18 protein-coding genes and 1 tRNA gene are annotated in these 17,965 nt (G+C 40.8%); 3 read left to right on the forward strand and 16 right to left on the reverse strand.

All coding sequences use genetic code 11. The features are described from left to right. Positions 1-19: 19 nt before the first annotated feature. From fliP to E4O01_RS11305, 11 genes are read right to left on the reverse strand one after another with little or no spacing between them, the layout of a single operon-like run. Complete coding sequence (gene fliP, locus E4O01_RS11255; protein WP_253692280.1) at positions 20-835, reverse strand: flagellar type III secretion system pore protein FliP; 816 nt, start codon at positions 833-835, stop codon at positions 20-22. Then, positions 832-1,482, reverse strand: coding sequence for a flagellar biosynthetic protein FliO (fliO, locus tag E4O01_RS11260; RefSeq protein ID WP_253692281.1), 651 nt, complete (start codon positions 1,480-1,482; stop codon positions 832-834). Before fliO ends, fliP begins: the two co-directional genes overlap by 4 nt. A gap of 24 nt (positions 1,483-1,506) precedes the next feature. Beyond that, positions 1,507-2,712 carry a flagellar motor switch protein FliN gene (gene fliN, locus E4O01_RS11265; RefSeq protein ID WP_253692282.1) on the reverse strand — a complete coding sequence of 402 codons (1,206 nt, stop codon included), beginning with the start codon at positions 2,710-2,712 and terminating at the stop codon, positions 1,507-1,509. Beyond that, positions 2,705-3,739 carry a flagellar motor switch protein FliM gene (gene fliM, locus E4O01_RS11270; RefSeq protein ID WP_253686675.1) on the reverse strand — a complete coding sequence of 345 codons (1,035 nt, stop codon included), beginning with the start codon at positions 3,737-3,739 and terminating at the stop codon, positions 2,705-2,707. Before fliM ends, fliN begins: the two co-directional genes overlap by 8 nt. Positions 3,740-3,753: 14 nt before the next feature. Beyond that, positions 3,754-4,299 carry a flagellar basal body-associated FliL family protein gene (locus E4O01_RS11275; protein WP_253692283.1) on the reverse strand — a complete coding sequence of 182 codons (546 nt, stop codon included), beginning with the start codon at positions 4,297-4,299 and terminating at the stop codon, positions 3,754-3,756. A 42-nt stretch (positions 4,300-4,341) separates the two neighbouring features. Beyond that, positions 4,342-5,061 carry a flagellar motor protein MotB gene (gene motB / locus E4O01_RS11280; protein WP_253692284.1) on the reverse strand — a complete coding sequence of 240 codons (720 nt, stop codon included), beginning with the start codon at positions 5,059-5,061 and terminating at the stop codon, positions 4,342-4,344. 1 nt (position 5,062) lies between these two features. Further along, positions 5,063-5,842 (reverse strand): motility protein A, encoded by a 780-nt coding sequence (locus E4O01_RS11285; RefSeq protein ID WP_253719268.1) that lies wholly within the window; start codon positions 5,840-5,842, stop codon positions 5,063-5,065. Between the two features lie 21 nt (positions 5,843-5,863). Beyond that, on the reverse strand, positions 5,864-6,061 hold the full coding sequence (locus E4O01_RS11290; protein WP_253692286.1) for a flagellar FlbD family protein: 198 nt from the start codon (positions 6,059-6,061) through the stop codon (positions 5,864-5,866). A gap of 25 nt (positions 6,062-6,086) precedes the next feature. Then, complete coding sequence (flgE, locus tag E4O01_RS11295; RefSeq protein ID WP_253692287.1) at positions 6,087-7,478, reverse strand: flagellar hook protein FlgE; 1,392 nt, start codon at positions 7,476-7,478, stop codon at positions 6,087-6,089. A 12-nt stretch (positions 7,479-7,490) separates the two neighbouring features. After that, positions 7,491-8,000, reverse strand: a complete 510-nt coding sequence (gene flgD / locus E4O01_RS11300; protein ID WP_253692288.1) for a flagellar hook assembly protein FlgD — start codon at positions 7,998-8,000, stop codon at positions 7,491-7,493. An 11-nt stretch (positions 8,001-8,011) separates the two neighbouring features. After that, positions 8,012-9,397: a flagellar hook-length control protein FliK gene (locus E4O01_RS11305; RefSeq protein WP_253692289.1), complete on the reverse strand. Its 1,386-nt coding sequence runs from the start codon at positions 9,395-9,397 to the stop codon at positions 8,012-8,014. Between the two features lie 283 nt (positions 9,398-9,680). On the opposite strand from E4O01_RS11305, the gene E4O01_RS11310 reads away from it, so the two are divergent. Next, a complete protein-coding gene (locus E4O01_RS11310; RefSeq protein WP_253692290.1) occupies positions 9,681-10,541 on the forward strand; it encodes an Rpn family recombination-promoting nuclease/putative transposase in 861 nt (286 codons plus the stop codon). A gap of 74 nt (positions 10,542-10,615) precedes the next feature. Here the strand turns inward: E4O01_RS11310 and E4O01_RS11315 are convergent, their stop codons facing one another. Then, complete coding sequence (locus E4O01_RS11315) at positions 10,616-11,686, reverse strand: DUF2871 family protein (protein WP_253692291.1); 1,071 nt, start codon at positions 11,684-11,686, stop codon at positions 10,616-10,618. A gap of 198 nt (positions 11,687-11,884) precedes the next feature. Between E4O01_RS11315 and E4O01_RS11320 the strand changes: the two genes are divergently transcribed. Further along, positions 11,885-13,957, forward strand: a complete 2,073-nt coding sequence (locus E4O01_RS11320; protein WP_253692292.1) for a sodium-translocating pyrophosphatase — start codon at positions 11,885-11,887, stop codon at positions 13,955-13,957. Positions 13,958-14,049: 92 nt separating this feature from the next. On the opposite strand, the gene E4O01_RS11325 is transcribed toward E4O01_RS11320, so the two are convergent. Beyond that, complete coding sequence (locus tag E4O01_RS11325; RefSeq protein WP_253692293.1) at positions 14,050-15,084, reverse strand: PTS sugar transporter subunit IIC; 1,035 nt, start codon at positions 15,082-15,084, stop codon at positions 14,050-14,052. Positions 15,085-15,130: 46 nt separating this feature from the next. Next, a tRNA-Ala gene (locus tag E4O01_RS11330) sits at positions 15,131-15,203 on the reverse strand. Positions 15,204-15,366: 163 nt separating this feature from the next. On the opposite strand from E4O01_RS11330, the gene E4O01_RS11335 reads away from it, so the two are divergent. Beyond that, complete coding sequence (locus tag E4O01_RS11335) at positions 15,367-15,813, forward strand: hypothetical protein (protein WP_253692294.1); 447 nt, start codon at positions 15,367-15,369, stop codon at positions 15,811-15,813. A gap of 92 nt (positions 15,814-15,905) precedes the next feature. On the opposite strand, the gene E4O01_RS11340 is transcribed toward E4O01_RS11335, so the two are convergent. Both E4O01_RS11340 and E4O01_RS11345 read right to left on the reverse strand, forming a co-directional pair. Further along, positions 15,906-17,030, reverse strand: coding sequence for a protein-glutamate methylesterase/protein-glutamine glutaminase (locus E4O01_RS11340; protein ID WP_253692295.1), 1,125 nt, complete (start codon positions 17,028-17,030; stop codon positions 15,906-15,908). Positions 17,031-17,067: 37 nt separating this feature from the next. Then, the gene (locus E4O01_RS11345; protein ID WP_253692296.1) at positions 17,068-17,883 is read right to left on the reverse strand and encodes a CheR family methyltransferase; all 816 of its coding nucleotides are present in this window, start codon (positions 17,881-17,883) and stop codon (positions 17,068-17,070) included. Positions 17,884-17,965 lie beyond the last annotated feature (82 nt).

The raw sequence follows: 17,965 nt of genomic DNA on the forward strand, positions 1-17,965 counted from the left end.
CTATAAGATGGTTAAAATTCTATAAAAAAGATTCAAATAGTTTACCGAAAAGGAGGCCCCAGCCGTCAACCATAACAAAAAGAATCAATTTAAACGGCATAGATATTTGAATAGGAGGCAGCATTATCATACCCATCGACATAAGTATACTGGCCACAATCATATCTATTATAATAAAGGGCAGGTACAAAAATATACCTATCTGAAAAGCTATTGTAAGTTCATGCAGAATAAAGGCTGCAATCAAAATATGCGTCGGAACATCTGCAAGAGTATTCGGCTTTGGGAGTTTTGCCATAGCCATAAAGGTACGGATGTGTGCAGGATTTTTTTGCATTTGCTTGTACATAAAATACCGCATAGGTTTTTCCGCCTCTTTATAAGCTTCTTCTATTCCGATTTGTCCCTCGCTCATAGGTTTATAGGAATTATTGTATATCTGAGTGAAGGTCGGCCACATAATAAAAAGAGTCAAAAAGAAAGCTATTCCGTTTAAAACCTGAGTCGGAGGCACTTGCTGCAAAGACAAAGCCCTTTTCACAAAATCCAAAACAATACTCAAACGCAAAAAGCTCGTCATCAGCATTAAAAGACTCGGAGCTATCGAAATAAGAGTAATAAAAATTAAAAGCTGAACGGAAAAGGCCACATCCTTATTTGTGGAAGGTTCCCGTATCGAAAAATCGATAAAAGGAATGCGCCCAGCCTGTCTGTTAGGGTCGGCATCCGTTCTTCCGGCTGTAGAGCCTTCAGGAAACCTTGCTTGCGAAAAAACCTGAAGCGGAACAAAAAGGACCATGACGAAAAAGATTACAACTAAAAATCTTTTTTTCATTCTCTTTCCTCCGGCTGTCCTTTTGCGGCATTATTTAATCTTTCTCTTTGCGCTTCAAAAAAATTGACATCAATGCCGTTATTTTTTGTGTTTTTAAAAACCGACGAAAGCATAGAAGCAAAATCCCGTTTGGGCAAGGAACTGCGCCGTTCGGCTTCCAAATTCATGGTATCGACCAAAATTTTATCTTCAACTTCTCCTATCATGTTTATTGAAGAATCGGTAACTCCTACAAGATAGGCTTTTTCGCCCAATGTGATTACATGGATACTTTTACCTTGAGCAAGGTTGATTGAAGCAACGCTTTTTAAATAAGGATCTTCAGAAGAAAAAGTTGTCGAATATTTTTTTATGAATTTAAGTACAACGTAAGCTAAAATACATACAACCAGCAAAGAAATAAGTATACGCAAAAGAACGGAAACAGAAGATTGAGATCTTTCTGCAACATTCAAATCAAAGCCTGTCTCATTTCTTGAAGGTAAATCTTCTGTTCTATCCGTAGTCTTTTCCGTATCTGCATCCAGCAAAATACCCGACTCGGAAGGTAAGGCCTCATCACCTGTAGAAGGACTGTCACCTTCAGCAAACAACAAGACCGAAAACAAAAAGAAAAGAACAAAAGAAAGTTTTTTTCTTAACCTCATTAAAGCCCCCACCCGATTTTAATTTTATATATCCGAAATACGCTCCGCCGGAGACAAAATTTCGGTAATACGGACACCGAAACTTTCTTCTATAACTACAACCTCGCCCTTGGCTATAGGTTTGTGGTTTACAAGAACATCGACAGGTTCACCGGCAAGCTTATCAAGCTCAATAATGTGCCCCTCACCCATTCCGAGGATTTCTTTAATCATTCGCTTTGTGCGCCCTAATTCTACGGTCATTTCCATGTAGACGTCCATGATAAGACCGATATTACCCTGCTCTTCCTGACTTACAAAACCCTGAAGGGGCGGAAATTGAACAGGCTGAACATTAGCGCCCATTCCCATTTGAGGCATCATGCCCATATTATTCATAGCCTGCATACTTCCTCCTTGCTGAGGCGATCCTTGGGCCATACCGGAACCGAACATTTGCTGTGCAGGGCCTCCTGCTTGCATAGCCCCCATCTGCATACCGCCCATCATTCCGTTTTGCATTGCGCCCATATTTTGCATACCTCCCATTGCCGCCATGCCTTGTGCTCCGGCATCTCCTCCCATAGTCTGCATTGAAGGATCAGGCCCTGCAATAGCAGAAGCTATTTTATCGACAACATCTTCAGGAAGAATCTCCCATAATTGGTATGCTGAGTCATCAAGCTGTACATTATACGTGACACTTATAAAGCTGCGCTGAGGCAATCTCATCATAGCCTTAGGAACATGTGAAGATTCTGCCGGAGCAGATGAAACGCCGGTAAGCCCGGCACGCTCAAGGTAACTAAGTTCCGTACCGACATATTGAGCTATTGTCTCGCTTATAACCGAAAGGGCCATATCGTCTATTTCTACGCTGTCTTCATGGTTAACCAAGCTGACTATTTTTTTTGCAAGCTCAGGTGTCATCATAAAGGCATGATCACCTGTCATAGATCCTGAAAAATCAATGAGGGTCGCAACCGCCATTTCGGAAACCTTTCTTAAAAAGGTCTCCCTATCTGAAAGCTCGATAACCGGCTCCGAAATAGCGACACTTTTACCGGTCATAGACTCCAAATTAGAAGATAGCCCCGGAATATTTTCTTTTATAAATTGAAGCAAGGCTGTTTTTTTAAAACTAGCCAAATCATCGCCTGCACCTGCAGCAGGGGCCGGTGCAATTCCGCCTCCGCCTACTCCCGATAACAAGGCATCTATTTCATCTTGAGAAATTGAACCATCACTCATACAACTCATCTCCTTCCGATGTTAATTCTTCGAATTCATCACCGCTAATATCTTCTATTTTTTCCAAAATCTGAACTGCTAATTTTTTACCCTTTACACCGGGCTGGCAGGAGAATTTAGGCCTGCTTCCTACTGTGAGTTTAAAGGGATCCCCTACCCTTACGTTGGGTAAGCGTACAACGTCTCCGGCTCTCAAATTAAGAACGTCCCTGATTGAAACATCCAAGGAACCTACCTCGGCAACCATGTCAACTTCAACCGAAGAAAGTTTATCCTTAATCGCAGCCGCATATTGACCTGTTGAAGCCCTCCTGACCGAAGAAAACCAAAACTGTGTCGATAATTTTGAAATAATCGGTTCAAGGGTAATATAAGGAAGACAGATATTCATCATTCCTTCTTCTTCACCGACTTTGGTTTCCAAGGTTACCAAAAGAACCATTTCCGAAGGGGTTACAATCTGAACAAATTGCGGGTTGGTATCTATGTTTCCCAAACGGGGACGTAAATCGACTACGGTAGTCCATGCTTCCCTCATATTTGCAAGGATACGGACTATAACTCCTTCCATAACCGAGCTTTCGATTTCGGTCAATTCTCTTTGAACCTTTGAGCCCTGTCCTTTACCGCCGAACAAGCGGTCTATAATCGAAAAGGTAACCGAAGGGTCTATTTCCAAAAGAGCACTTGCCCTTAAAGGATCCATGTTGATAATCGCCAAGGTCGTCGGCGTAGGTATTGATCTTATAAATTCTTCATACGTAAGCTGTTCTACAGTTGCTACGTGAACATGAGCCATGCTTCGCAGCTGAGCCGAAAGAGAGGTGGTTGTGAGACGGGCAAAGGTTTCATGCATCATCTGTACCGTCCTCATCTGCTCTTTAGAAAATTTATCGGGACGTTTGAAGTCGTAAATTTTTATTTTACGGGTATCGTTAACGGCACGAAAATCTTCAGTATCCGTATCCCCTGAGCTTATTGCGGTGAGAAGCTGATCTATTTCATCCTGCGAAAGAACTTCTGTCATGGCTCTCCTATCCTTTATTGTTCAACAATGTCGTATTGCGTGAAGCGAACATCCTTTATTTTATTTTTTGTAAGTACATTATCGTTTATTTCGTGCTTTATTTCAATCTTTATTTTTTCTTCCTGTTTTAATTCTGCCGTAGTTTTGTTCTTAAAATAGGAACGTAAAAAGTCTATTATTTCGACCTTTCTTGCAGAAAGTTCCTGAGGTGTCGACTTATCGTTATTGGTATATCCCAATGCAACATCAACTATCAAAGTTGCAGGAATTCTATCGGCCGTATGTACTTTCAAAATACCGATTGCCTGATACCATTGAAAAACATCCCTTGTTTCCCGATATTCTTCAGAAACGGGGGATATTGAATGAGATGCACCCTTCTTATCTCTTATGTTCATTGTAATAACAACAACGGTAACAATGAAAATTAGAGCAACCAATACAATAGCAACCCATTTTATCAACATGGGTATAAGACCTGCACCTCGTTTTTTGGTGTCTACAGATGAACTCATGTTTTCCTGAATATCATCGTCATCCATTAAGTCATTATCAGCCATAATTTTCTCCTTACTATCATAATCGGCACATTTCTATTTTTACTAAAAGTGTGCATCATCAAGAATAATTATATCAACCCGCCTATTATAGGCTCTGCCTTCTGCCGTATCATTCGAAAATATCGGACGTGTGTCCGCATAACCGGCTACAGAAAACCGGGATTCTTGAGCTCCAAAATCTGTAAGACTGTGCAAAATATTTATTGCTCTTGCAGATGAAAGCTCCCAATTACTTTTCCATACATCAGAATCCGTTACGCCGGAATCCGTATGGCCTTCAACCCTAAATCTATGAGAAGCAAGGTCTTGAGAAGATAAAAATTGGGCGAGGTTTAAAAGTGTGTCTCTGGATTCGGCAATATTAAGCTCCGCACTTCCCGGGTAAAAGAAAACGTCCGACGCCAAACTTATTACCACTCCTCTTTCATCGCTTGTAACCGCAATTTTATTTGTTTTAATTTCGGGAGCAAAAAGAGAAACGGCTTTTTTTAAGGCCGTCGCAAGCATCTTTCCTTTTTCCATTGAAGGCAGGGAGCTTATGGTGTTTCCAAGGTCTGAAAGTCTGCCGGCAGAAACGGAAAGACCGCCTCCCGTCGGGTCACCGCTTATTGACGCAGAAAGAGCCAAGAGTTGAGTTACATCAATCTCAGACGGCTCAAAAAGCATTACGAAGAAGCAAAGCATGAGAGTAACCATATCTGCATAAGTGGTAAGCCATCCGCTTCCTGCGGCGCCCGCTCCGTGTTTCTTTTTCCTCGCCATTTTAATCCTTTAGGACTTCCGCCTCAATTGCTTTTCTATCGGAAGGAGTCAAATATGTAACAAGTCTTTGAGCCAAAATTCTTGGGTTATCTCCGGCTTGAATTCCCAAAACTCCTTCTATAATCATTTCCTTTGATTTTACTTCCATATTATTTTGATATATAAGTTTTGTTGCTATAGGAACCAATAACCAGTTTTGCATAAGTGAACCGTAAAAGGTGGTAACAAGAGCCGTAGCCATGTTAGGACCTAGAGCGCTTTTATCGTCCAAGTTTAACAACATACCTATAAGACCAATAACCGTTCCCAACATACCAAAACCGGGCGCAAGAGTCGCCCAAGCATTTACCAAAGAAACCCACGTATTGTGTCTTTCTTCCATTTGGTTAAGTTCATTTTCCATAAGGGAGCGGATAGCTTCACCGTCTATACCGTCAACTACGTTACGCAAACCGGAACGCATAAAGGGATCTTCAAAATCTTCGATTTCTTCTTCCAATGCAAGAAGACCCGCACGGCGGCTTTTTTCGGAAAGAGCTACGAAGCGTTGAACCAGAGCTTTTTCGCCGTAATCGGTTACTTTAAAAACCCTTCCTACAACTTTAAAAATTCCTATTGTGTAAGATAAAGGATAGGTTAAAAAAAGACACATGTAGGAGCCGCCCATTGTAATGAACATTGAAGGCAAATGAATAAGACCTCCGGCTGAACCGCCTAGGAAGGCACCAAATGCAACAACTCCTAAACCTCCGAATATTCCTATAAACGACGCTATATCCATATATTCCCCTTTTTGCTTCTTCTACAACTCATTTTTAAATACACCTATTTTACGGCGGTACGCGACTATAGCCTCCAAAATCTCTTCAGGACTTTCTTTAATCACATAGAACTTTCCTGAAAGCATTTGCAACGTAACATCAGGATTGCACTCTATCGTTTCAATTTGATGAGGATTAATCCAATATTTTGTTCCGTTTAGCCGCGTTACCTGTATCATAAATAATACCCTACATTATACCATACTATCGTTTCAAGTTCAAGACTGTTTCAAGCATTGTATCTGAAGTTTGTATTGTTTTAGCTCCTGCCTGAAAGCCTTTTTGAGTTACGATCATGTCTACAAATTGGTCGGTCAAGTCAACGTTACTCATTTCGAGGGTTCCACCGATAAAGTAGCCCTTGCCTACTGTTCCCGATGTAGAAATATTTGCAATGCCTGAGTTGTTGGACTGAACATAGGTGTTTTGTCCGGCCTTTTCAAGACCGCCCTGATTAGCAAAACCGGCCATGGCTATCTGCCCTATTTCCTGTCTTACACCGTTGGAGTAAACGCCGGTTATAATACCGCTCTGGTCTATTCTGAAGTTTTCAAGGTATCCCAGAGTATATCCGTCCTGTTCGTAAGCCTTAGTGGTGCTCTTATCGGAAAACTGAGTTATAGTATTTTTGGAAGTACCGATTTCGCCTAAATTTACGTCAAATGTGTGTCTTGTAGGAGCTCCTGCCTCATCGGGGTTTGCACCTACTACATTGTAAGAAATTTGAACCAAAACTTGTCCTGCAGGTGCTGTTACGTTTCCGGCAGTGTCGGTAACGGAGGCAAGATGTCCGTTATTGTCAAAGCGGACTATAAAATTATTTTGGACACCGTCGGTTGTTCCGATTCCTACACGGGTAGCAGTAGCTTCTGCATTTGTCGGATCAACATTTACGGTTGCCTGCCAAGCATTGACCTCTCCCGGAATTCTTGCAAAATCGATTTGAAGTTCATGGGCTTCACCGAAGCTGTCATAAACCTTAAATTCGGTAGACCATGTGGATTCCAAAATCTGAGCCCGGTTTGCTCCTTCGGGTAATTCGGGTAATCTTTTATCAAGGTTACAAGCATAGTTTACACTTGTAGTAGCCTTTGCATCAAGTTTTTGACCTATCGGAATGTTTAAATCTTCTGTCTGGCCTGAGGTATTGATTATCCTAAACCCATCGGCTTCTTCAGCCATCCAGCCCTGAACTCTCATTCCGTTTGCGGGATTTACCAAAGTTCCGTCCTTATCGATACCGAAGGCACCGGCCCTTGTATAAAAAGTTTTTTCTCCGTCTTTAAGAATAAAGAAGCCGTTTCCTTGAATTGCAAGGTCGGTGTTGACTCCCGTTGTCTGCAAGGCTCCCTGTGTAAAGATTGTGTCGATACTTGCTACCATCATACCTAAGCCGACTTCTTTAGGGTTTACACCTCCAAGTTCCTCGGTAGGACGGGCTGCACCGCTTAATTGCTGTGAAATTAAATCTTGGAAGTTTACTCTTCCTCTTTTAAAACCTGTTGTATTTACGTTAGCTACGTTATTTCCGATAACGTCCATTCTTGTTTGGTGATTTTGCATTCCGGTAACACCCGAAAATAATGATCTCATCATAATTATTGCCTCCTAATTGTTTTCTGCATAAACCGTTTTAACGGCAGACCAGTTGTACCAGTTTCCGTTTACCATAACTTCAGGATTTATACCTCGTGTTGCTGCCGAAATATATCCTGAAACTTTAGAAGAACCTAAATCAAGGTCAACTTTTTTGCCGATGGCGTTTACAGCCGATGAGCCTGTCATAAGCTCGTTTAAGGCGGCAAAATTTTTATTCATATTGGTCATCTGCTCAAGGGATGAAAATTGAGCCATTTGCCCGATAAATTGAGTATCTTCCATCGGAGATGTAGGATCTTGATGGGTGAGCTGGGCAATTAACAGCTGAAGAAATTCGTCTTTCCCAAGCTGCTGCTTAGGAACCCTTGTTTCAGCAAAATTTTGTTTGTTCAAGGTGTCAACCTGAAGGCTTAAAAGAGCCTTTTCTTCAGGACTCATCTCGGATTTAAAATCCTTCATCATTTCCGCTTGTTCAAGAGCGGTGTTTACAACGCTTCTATTAATATTATTTACTTGCATAAGATTCCCCTTTAAGCCAAAAGATCTACAGTTGAACCGTAAACGTAACTGTAGGTACTCAGATTATCGGCCGTTTTTTCAAGCTGCCTTAAATCTTGTTCCGGATTTTTATAAGCAAATCCGGCAAAAGATTCAAAATTTTCGGCAAAACCATCTTGTCCCGAAGTTCCCGACCAATCTAAATTAAATTCGGCAAATTCAAAGCCGTTTTCTTTAAATTCTTTAGCCAAATTATCCAAATTTTTCTCAAAGGCTTCGTAGGCTTCTTTAGAGGCAACCGTTACTGTTCCGGTAACCCTTTTACCCTCACTCAACTCTAAATTGATTTTTACGGATCCAAGATTTTCAGGTCTTAGATGCAGCCTTATTTCTCCTGCGTTATTGTCGCGAAGAACTATTTTTCCGGCTTGTACAAAGTCTGCTGCCGACTCTCTTATTTCTTGAGCCAACATAGCGGAAAAACTTTGATTTGTTTTTTGAGCCTCGCTGCCGTTTTGAGTGCTTTGAAGATCTCCGCCCTGTGATGCATTTTGAGGCTTACCGCTAAAATCGATGACCATATCGACGGAATTATCGGTTTCCACCCTCGATTCGGAACCTGCCGTATGAACATCCGATTGAACTGAATGCATTGAGCGTAAGTCTTCTACAGAAATTTTAGGCTTAAGCTTGGAAATCGGCTTTTTGTTTAAGTTTTCCTTTACCGCTTCACTTTGAGGAGATATCTTTTTTGGTAAGCCTTTTTTATCGGTCTTGGATAAAGATGCCAACGCTCCTGCTTGTCCGGCCTTTTCTTCGTCAACGGACTGAGTTTTTTTCTTTTTTGTCTTATCTAAGTTTTTTAAAGCTTCATCAGAAAGAAGAGTAAGGCTTTCATCTTCTTTGACATCTTGCGGCAAAAGATCCTTAATTTCTCCCCTAAAATCCTCATTGAGAATTTTAAGATTTAATTCAGGTATATCTTTTTGCACTTTTTCAGCCTGCAAGTGTTCCGAATTTAGCTTTTGCGTTTCGTTATTAGGCTTTTTTAGTAAATCCTTGAGCTCTTTTAAATAAGCTTCTTTGGAATTAGGCCGATTATCGGTTTCTGCAGCATTCAAACCCTTGGCGTTACGGGCCGAATCTTTAGCCGAGAATTCCGTATCTTGCCTTCCTGTTTCCTTTTGAAGCGATGAATCCCTCATTTTATCTTCCCTAAGGCGGGCATCTTCAAATCGGGCCTCATCAATCTCCTTGCTTCCATCCTTGGCGGCGGCAATCATCTTTTTGATCATTGCCAGGAATGAATCTCCGTTTCTTACAGGTTCCGCATCAGCTCTTTTAATGTCCCTAGGGCTTTCGTTTTTTTCCGGTTCCTGTACCGGCAAAGCCTGCATACGAACATCAACTGCGTGCATATGAACCTCCTATTAATTTTTAACTGATCGTTATCTCAATAAATTTTCGGCTTGTTTTTAAGTCGGGTTTAGGAAAAAAAGAGAGTTTAAAGCTAAAGGGCGAAGTGAAAAGTACGAAGTACGAATGACGAAGTGAGAAGTGTGAAGTTCGACATTCGACATTCGAACTTTCCAATCGTTCGAACTTTCCAAATTTTTTAAAAAAATTTTACTATTTATTCAAAGTAAAACCCTATAATTATGTGAAGGCAGGCAAGAAAATAATGTCTGTTAAGGAGTTACAATGAATAAAGAAAAAATTTTAAACCCTAAGACCGATTGGGTATTTAAGCTGATGTTTTCTAAAGGCGAGGAAGGAAACAAGGCTCTTATCAGTTTTCTAAATGCCTTTTTGGAAGATTCTTACGGTAAAATCAAAAAGGCCGAAATCCTAAACACCGAGCTCATCCGCGACAGACCGTCGGGTGAAACCTACCGCCTAGACTTTTTAATTAAAACCGACACAGGCCTTCTTGTAGATCTTGAAATGCAACAGTTTTGGAAAGCCAACTATCCGAGGCGGAGTCAAATGTACCTTATGCGTTTAGCTTCTCGTTTTTTAAAGACGGAGCCTAAAGAAGACGACTTTTTGTATGCAATAAGCCTTTCGGTTTTTGGCTGCGATGTTCCTAAAAACGCCGAGCTTGTCAGAATGTCTGAAGGTTCGGTAATTCAATATCTTTATGTTGAATTAAACGAGCTAATAGTTTATACTATGAAAAAGAAACTTGAAGAGTATAACCTAAAAGATTTTTGGATAAGGTTTTTAGCCAACTATGAAGAAGATAAAAAAAGCGGGATGTTGGAAGAATTATGCAGATTAGAGGAGGGTATAAGAATGGCAGAAGCGACACTCTTTAGGGTAACGGATGAAGAGAGGCGAATGGCAATAGAACTCTCTAATGAAAAATACAAGATGTATGTAGAATGTGAAAGGAATGAAGCCAGAAGAGAGGGATTAGCTGAGGGCCGGACAACAGGTTTGGCTGAGGGTTCTCATCAAAAAGCCCTTGAAACAGCAAAAAATTTACTTGAGATGGGATTATCACACAATAATATTGCAAAAGCAACAGGCCTTTCAGTTAAAGAAGTAGAACAACTCTAATTTGACCATGAAATAAAGGTATCTAAAATCTTGTAGATTTTAGATACCTTCTCAAACCATAATAAAAAAATCTTTTAATCCTCTCTTGTTTTAAGAATAATCAAAAATGTATATATGAGGCCGAAAGCCAAAAGGATGTGGCCTATTCCAGCTATGCCTGAAAGGGCAGCATATTGAGCTTTTGAGGTATAATTATTTCCTAAAACAGTAATAATACCTCTCAAAAGCATGAGGACTACAGTAATAAGAAGCCCCATATTCCAAAAATAATTAGCCCTTCTGACACAGGCAAGTTTTTTTTCGTCAAGAGACGGGACCTGTTTAAATGCAAGGTAGGCAGCCAGGGAAAGGACAACCCCTAAAACCAAAACATGGGCATGCATCAAGCTTAGATATGAAACCCCGTCAAAGCCATTGAATTTTGTAAATTCCCTAAAAAAAACACCGGCGGCCAAACCTAAAATCAAGTACACAAAAGAATTCTCCAAGATACTTCTTAGGCTGAATTTGGGTATAAAATGCTTAAATCCTACATATACGATTCCCACATAGGCCACAGTCTTGGGCATCATAAGAGAACCGACTACAGGCACGGTTTTTGAAAACAAGACAACAGGTAAATAGAATAAAAAACTTAAAGCGGTTAATAAGGCCATGTGCTCCAAGCCGGGGGTTTTTCTAGCCTTGTAAAAGAAATAAATCAAAACGGCTCCGAGAACAGCAAAGGGGATATTACGGATTATGCTCCAAGTATAGCTTGCATCGGCCATACCCCACTCATTTTGAGGCATAACGGTGAGTATCAGCCTTATGACTGCCAAACCGTATATAAGAATATCCTTATGCTTGCTGCTTGTATTGGTTTTTATCTTATAATAATGATAGAACATAAGATAAAAAATAGTCATTGTAATGGAAGTTATTAAAACTCCGATTGACAGGTAGAAGGCATTTGCCTCAAAACCGCCCTTGTGCCACATAGAAATTACACGGGGAAGAAGGTGAAATGAATCCCCGGCGCCTAAAAGAAGAGCCATAAGCCCAAACAGCTTTGCCGTTCTATCCTTTTGTAACAAAAGCTTTATGCTTAGGGCCATAACCAGAGCCAAATAGCTCAAATCAAAAACAGATTCAACAATGTACATAAACAACTCCTTGATGACACACCGTCATTATTTACAAACAATATAATGACAAACCGTCATTTTGTCAAGAGGTTTTTGAATTTATTGCCTATAAATTCACTACTTGCAAAACTCCTAAAAATATGATAAATTTAAAGATATTATGACGGAAAAACCGTATAATTTCAGTTTACGTTGTTTTTACAACAGGAGGAAAAAATGAGTATTTCACTCGCATTGTATGCCGTGCTCGGAGGCGGGATTGCAGCCCTAGCCTATGCACTTGTAAGAACCTTATGGATTTATAAACAAAAGGTTTCAGATCAGGCTTTAAAAGAAATTGGAGGCCATATAGCCGATGGGGCTATGGCTTTTTTAAGAAGAGAATATATAACTCTTCTACCTTTCATCGCCATAGTTGCCGTTTTCCTAGCCATAGGAAATAAGGGAGCTCTTAAATTCCAATCTCTTTCATTCTTGCTTGGTGCTCTTGCTTCAATGTCAGCCGGATACATAGGTATGCGCGTTGCAACACAAGCAAACTCACGCACAACACAAGCCGCCAAGGATCAAGGCTTAAACGGAGCTTTAAAAGTTGCTTTTTCAGGCGGAAGCGTTATGGGAATGAGCGTTGTCGGTCTTGCATTTATAGGTCTTTTTATCGTTCTTATTCTCTCTACTTCAATGTTGGGAACTGAAGAAAATACCCTTAAAGATATTATTTTACCCTTAGCAACAGCTTTTTCATTAGGAGCTTCATCTATTGCCCTTTTCTCACGTGTAGGCGGCGGTATTTATACAAAGGCTGCCGACGTAGGAGCCGACCTTGTAGGAAAGGTTGAAGCAGGTATCCCCGAAGATGACCCCCGAAACCCTGCCACTATTGCCGATAATGTAGGTGATAACGTAGGTGACGTTGCAGGCATGGGCGCAGACCTCTTTGAGTCCTTTGTAGGCTCATTGGTAGGTGCTATGATTTTAGGTTTAATCGTAAACACTCCGGATTCTTCTTTAAAGATGAAGATGATGATACTACCCTTGTTGATTTCGGTTGCAGGACTCGCTGCTTCCTTAATCGGAACTTTCTTCGTAAGAGCAAAACCGGGTTCGAATCCTCAAAAAGCTCTCAACACAGGAACATTTGGAGCCGCAATCATCGCTACGATTTTTGTCTTCTTCCTCGTAAAATTCGTTATGGGAGAAGATACGTTTAACGGAACTCAAACTTATTTACACGTTTTTGCTTCTACGGTAATCGGTCTTGCCGCAGGTGTTCTAATCGGTATCATAACCGAATTCTACACAGGAACCGGAAAAAAACCCGTTAAAGACATTGTCGATTCTTGTGAAACAGGTGCAGCTACCACGATTATTTCAGGTTTAGCAGTAGGTATGAGAAGCGCCTTCCCCGTAATGATTTTAATCGGAGCTTCAATCTTTTCAAGCTTTATGCTCGCAGGCCTTTACGGTGTAGGTATAGCCGCTGTAGGTATGTTGGTAACCTTAGGAATCCAGCTTGCAGTTGATGCTTACGGCCCAATCGCCGACAACGCAGGCGGTCTTGCCGAGATGGCCGAGTTCCCCAAGGATGTCCGAAATATCACAGACAGTCTTGATGCCGTAGGAAACACCACGGCCGCTATAGGAAAAGGCTTTGCCATCGGATCAGCTGCTTTGACGGCCATCATCCTCTTTACCTCATTTAAAGAGCAAGCCGGTGTTGCAAGTGTAGATATTACAAACATTAACGTTCTTGTAGGCGTTCTCTTGGGAGGTGTTTTCCCCTTCTTGTTCTCAGCTCTGACAATGTCGGCTGTAGGAAAGGCCGCCCATAAGATGATCGAAGAAGTACGCCGCCAGTTTAAACAGCACCCCGGCATCTTGGAAAATACCGAAAAGCCCGATTACAAGAGATGTGTAGATATCAGTACTCAGGCAGCCTTAAAAGAAATGGTTATCCCCGGCCTTGCCGCAATCATTACACCCATTCTTGTCGGTTTTGCAGGAGGCCCCGCTATGTTAATCGGTCTTTTGACAGGTGTAACAGTATCCGGCGTTGTATTGGCAGTCTTTATGTCCAATGCAGGTGGTGCATGGGATAATGCAAAGAAGATGATTGAAGGCGGAATCGCAGGCGGAAAGGGTTCTCCCTCACACAAGGCTGCTGTTGTAGGCGACACTGTAGGCGATCCCTTCAAAGATACTTCCGGCCCCTCCATCAATATATTGATTAAGCTTATGTCAATGGTTTCATTGGTTATAGCCCCGATGTTAAAACTATACTGGGGATAAGCTTTTGTTAGGTTTCCGGCAAGCGGAAATCGGATAAACACAAAAAAAGACGGTCTTTTTTTAAGGCCGTCTTTTTTTATTTTAAAAAGGTTTTAAAGATCCAGCTTTAAATCTCCATCCTTAATCCAATTTATTTTTCGTAAAAGAAAGGTAAAGAAAAGAGCTAAAAGGGCCGGCAGAATAAAGTGTAAAAGAAGAACGGCAAAATAAGTGTCCAAACCGTTTCTTCCTATAGTATCCATTGCAGTGATAGTGCCGATTTGACCTACAAGGCCGCAGGTTCCCATTCCTGAACCTAGAGGGATGTTTTCCATTTTAAAGATAATTGTAGCCAAGGGGCCTAAAACAGCCGCCGCCAAAGTCGGAGGAATCCATATCCTCGGATTTTTGATAATATTCGGCATGTGAAGCATACTTGTACCTATACCGACGGCAAAACTTCCTCCAAGTCCGTTATCCCGATAGCTCATAACCGCAAAGCCTATCATTTGAGCGGCACAGCCTACAGTGGCAGCTCCTCCTGCGAGCCCTCCAAGGGAAAGCATCATACAGATTGCGGCACTGCTTATGGGCAAGGTAAGAATTACGCCTACCAAAACCGAAACGGTAACTCCCATCCAGAAAGGCTGCAAGGTAGTAGCTTCCATTATAATTTGCCCGAGCCATATCATAAAAGAGGCCATTCCGGGGCCGACGAGTGCAGCAATTACGGCTCCCGAAATAATCGTTACCATCGGCGTAACTATGAGATCAATCTTAGTTTCGCGGGAAACGGCTTTTCCCAGTTCGGTGCTGATTATCGTTGCTATGAAGACCCCTACAGGGCCGCCCAACTTATTTCCTGCAAAACCTACTATTGTTGCCGAAAAAAGCACAAAGGTATGGGCTTTTAGCGAATGAGCGATGGCTATACCGATTGCGGCCCCCGTCATATCCCGGCAAATAGGCCAGACGGTTTCGGTTAAAAAAGAAATATTAAGTTTAAGGCCTATACTGTTTAAAATTGTACCTACCAAAAGAGAGGAAAAAAGCCCCATTGCCATTGCACTCATAGCATCAATAAAATAACGTTTTGCCGATATTTCAATGTTTTTTTTAGCCAAAAAGGCTTTAAAAGAGTGGTTCATTTAAAATGCTCCCGGAACAAAATGTGTTTTTAGCGGAAAAGTATAGTGGAGAATATGGGGATCGAACCCACGACCTATTGATTGCGAACCAATCGCTCTACCAACTGAGCTAATTCCCCAAGGTAATTGCGAGTAAATCGATGTTACATCAAAAGCAAAAAAAAAGCAATAAGGGACCTTGCTTTTTTCAAATTTTTTACGTAAAATAATATAATGAAAAGAAACTTAATTTTTTTATTTTTTATTACAATTTTTATATGCTTTACAACAGCGTGTTTAAGTGTGAACGGCTCAAAAATTGAACACTCCAAAAAATCTTCTCCTAAGTCAAAAGAGCTTATCAAAGGACCTTTTATCGATTACCTTACAGAGAGAGTTTGGCGTTTAGCCGGCTGTTCTTTTGAAAACGGTGTTTATATGCCCTTGGATGCAAATATGTCAGCTTCCCGTATCAACTTTTTAAAAAACGGAACATTTGAAGCTGCCAGCGGCATTACAAACTATGCCGGAACATGGAAACATAAACAAAGTAAAAACCAAGCGGAGGCATCTTTTCGTTTTCAAATAAGCTCAAAAAAACTTGCTGATCCGTCAAATACTATAGGCAAGCCCTTTGATGCAGCTTTTGAACAAAATTTAAAAAACACCGAGTCGATTCAAATAAGTGTAAACGAAATAAAATTCTATTCCAAAGACGGAGAACTTTTATTGCACTTTATAAGGCTGTAAAAAACTTTTTAAGTATAAGTCCATACTTTGCACAAAAAAACCGTCCTTTCCCGGACGGTTTTTATCTTTTTAAAGCCGATAGATCTGATCTTTTAGGCGAATTCTCTTCCGTAACGGTTTATTACCGAAGCCATGTTGTCAAGGCTTACCTGTTCCATAACGCCGCCCATTTCCCACGCAACACGGGGCATACCGTATACAACTGAAGAAGCTTCATCCTGTCCTATTGTACGGGAACCTTCAGTAAACAATTTTGTAATATTTTGAGCTCCGTCCTTTCCCATTCCGGTCATTATTATTCCGAGAGCATGATTTTGATATTCCTTTGCAACCGATTCAAACAAAACATCAACGCTGGGTTTATGACCGCTTTGAGGCGGAGCATCTATAACCTTTGCAACCGCGGCAAGAGAGCGTTTTTCTACGACAAGATGTTTTCCGCCGGGAGCAATAAGAACGCGGCCGGGTTTTATAAGATCGCCGTCTTCCGCTTCTTTTACTTCAAGCGGACATATTTTATCTAAACTGGAAGCAAATTCTTTTGTAAATCCGGGAGGCATATGTTGAACCACAACTATTGGTTGAGGCAAATCCTTATCGATGGATGCAAAAACTTGCCGCAAAGCATTGGGGCCGCCTGTCGAAATTCCTATGGCGATAATTTGAATATTCCCAGGCTCTCTTTGAGCCTTGGGTTTTTCTTCCTTTTGAGGCTCTGCTGCAACACCCGTAATGGGCTTTGGGAGAGGAGTTTTATAGGCTTCCGAAATTGATCTTCTTTCTTCACCTCCTCTTGTGCCTGTTTCAATTTGATGACGCCGGCCATAGGCCAATAACATTTTCGAAAGAGTTTCTGAAACCGTATTTAAATTAGCAGACTCCGAACCGGAAGGCTTTGTTATAAAGTCACAAGCGCCAAGCTCCAAACAATCCATTGTAATCTTAGCACCTTCTTTTGCAATACTGGATAAAATTACAACCGGAATCTTTATATTTTGTTTTTTAAGTTCTCGCAAAAACTCAATACCGTTCATCTCGGGCATTTCCAAATCCAATACTATAACATCAGGAGCTACACGATCCAATTTTTGAAGGGCAAAACGGCCGTTCATCGCCTTATCGGCTATTTTTAAGCCGGGGGTTGCATCGATAATCTTCCCTATCAGGTTCCTCATTAACGCAGAATCATCCACTATTAAAACACGAATATCTTCCATAAAAACTCCTTTATAAAATTATATCAAACCTTTAAAATCAAAAACCTTTTTGGTAAAAACAGGCCCAATCCGTCTTCATAAACTTAAATTGAGTGTCCATCCCGAAAAGAGATTCCGAATGGCCTATAAACAAAAAGGATTTAGGCGACATAGCCCGCCAAAATCTATCAATAACGTCTTTTTGAGCCGGTTCGTCAAAATATATCAAAACATTTCGGCAAAATACCAAATCAAAATCAATGTGCTTTGAATCATGCTTTAAGTTATGATAGTCAAAATTCACCATTTGCATTATGTCTTTTTTTACCTGATAACCGTCATTCAACTTATCGAAATAAAGCTTCAAATAATCATCAGGAATTCCTGCAACTCTGGACTCCTGATAAAACCCGGTTTTACCAACAAGAAGACATTTAAGCGACAAGTCCGATGCAGTAATTTCGGCGGAAAACCCTATAGGCAAATTCTTTTTCATTACCATGGCTATAGTATAGGGTTCTTCCCCTGTCGAGCAACCTGCACTCCATATTTTAATCTTATTTTTTCCCGCGGTTTTTTTTATCTTTACGAGTTCGGGAATAACATAATTTTCCAATGCATCAAAGTGAGGTTGATTTCTAAAAAATCTTGTAAGGTTTGTTGTAACGGAATCCAAAAGGCTCTTTTGCTCTTCAGAGTCCTTAATAAGCATCGCATAATAATCCGAAACTTTTTCAAGTTTCTTGTCTCTAAGTTTTTCTTTTAACCTGCTTTCCAAAATAGACCTATTAGTATCGGAAAAAGTAATACCGCTTGCGGTATATATTAAATCGCTAAACATACGGAATTCTTGATCAGTTAAAAAATCTGACATACTCTAGGCTCCTAGTTATCTTTAAATTTATTTTTTAAATATTTTATAGTCTACGCACTATCCGCTCTTATGTCAATCGGCA

The sequence above is a fragment of the Treponema sp. OMZ 790 genome (assembly GCF_024181285.1).
GTDB lineage: Bacteria > Spirochaetota > Spirochaetia > Treponematales > Treponemataceae > Treponema_B.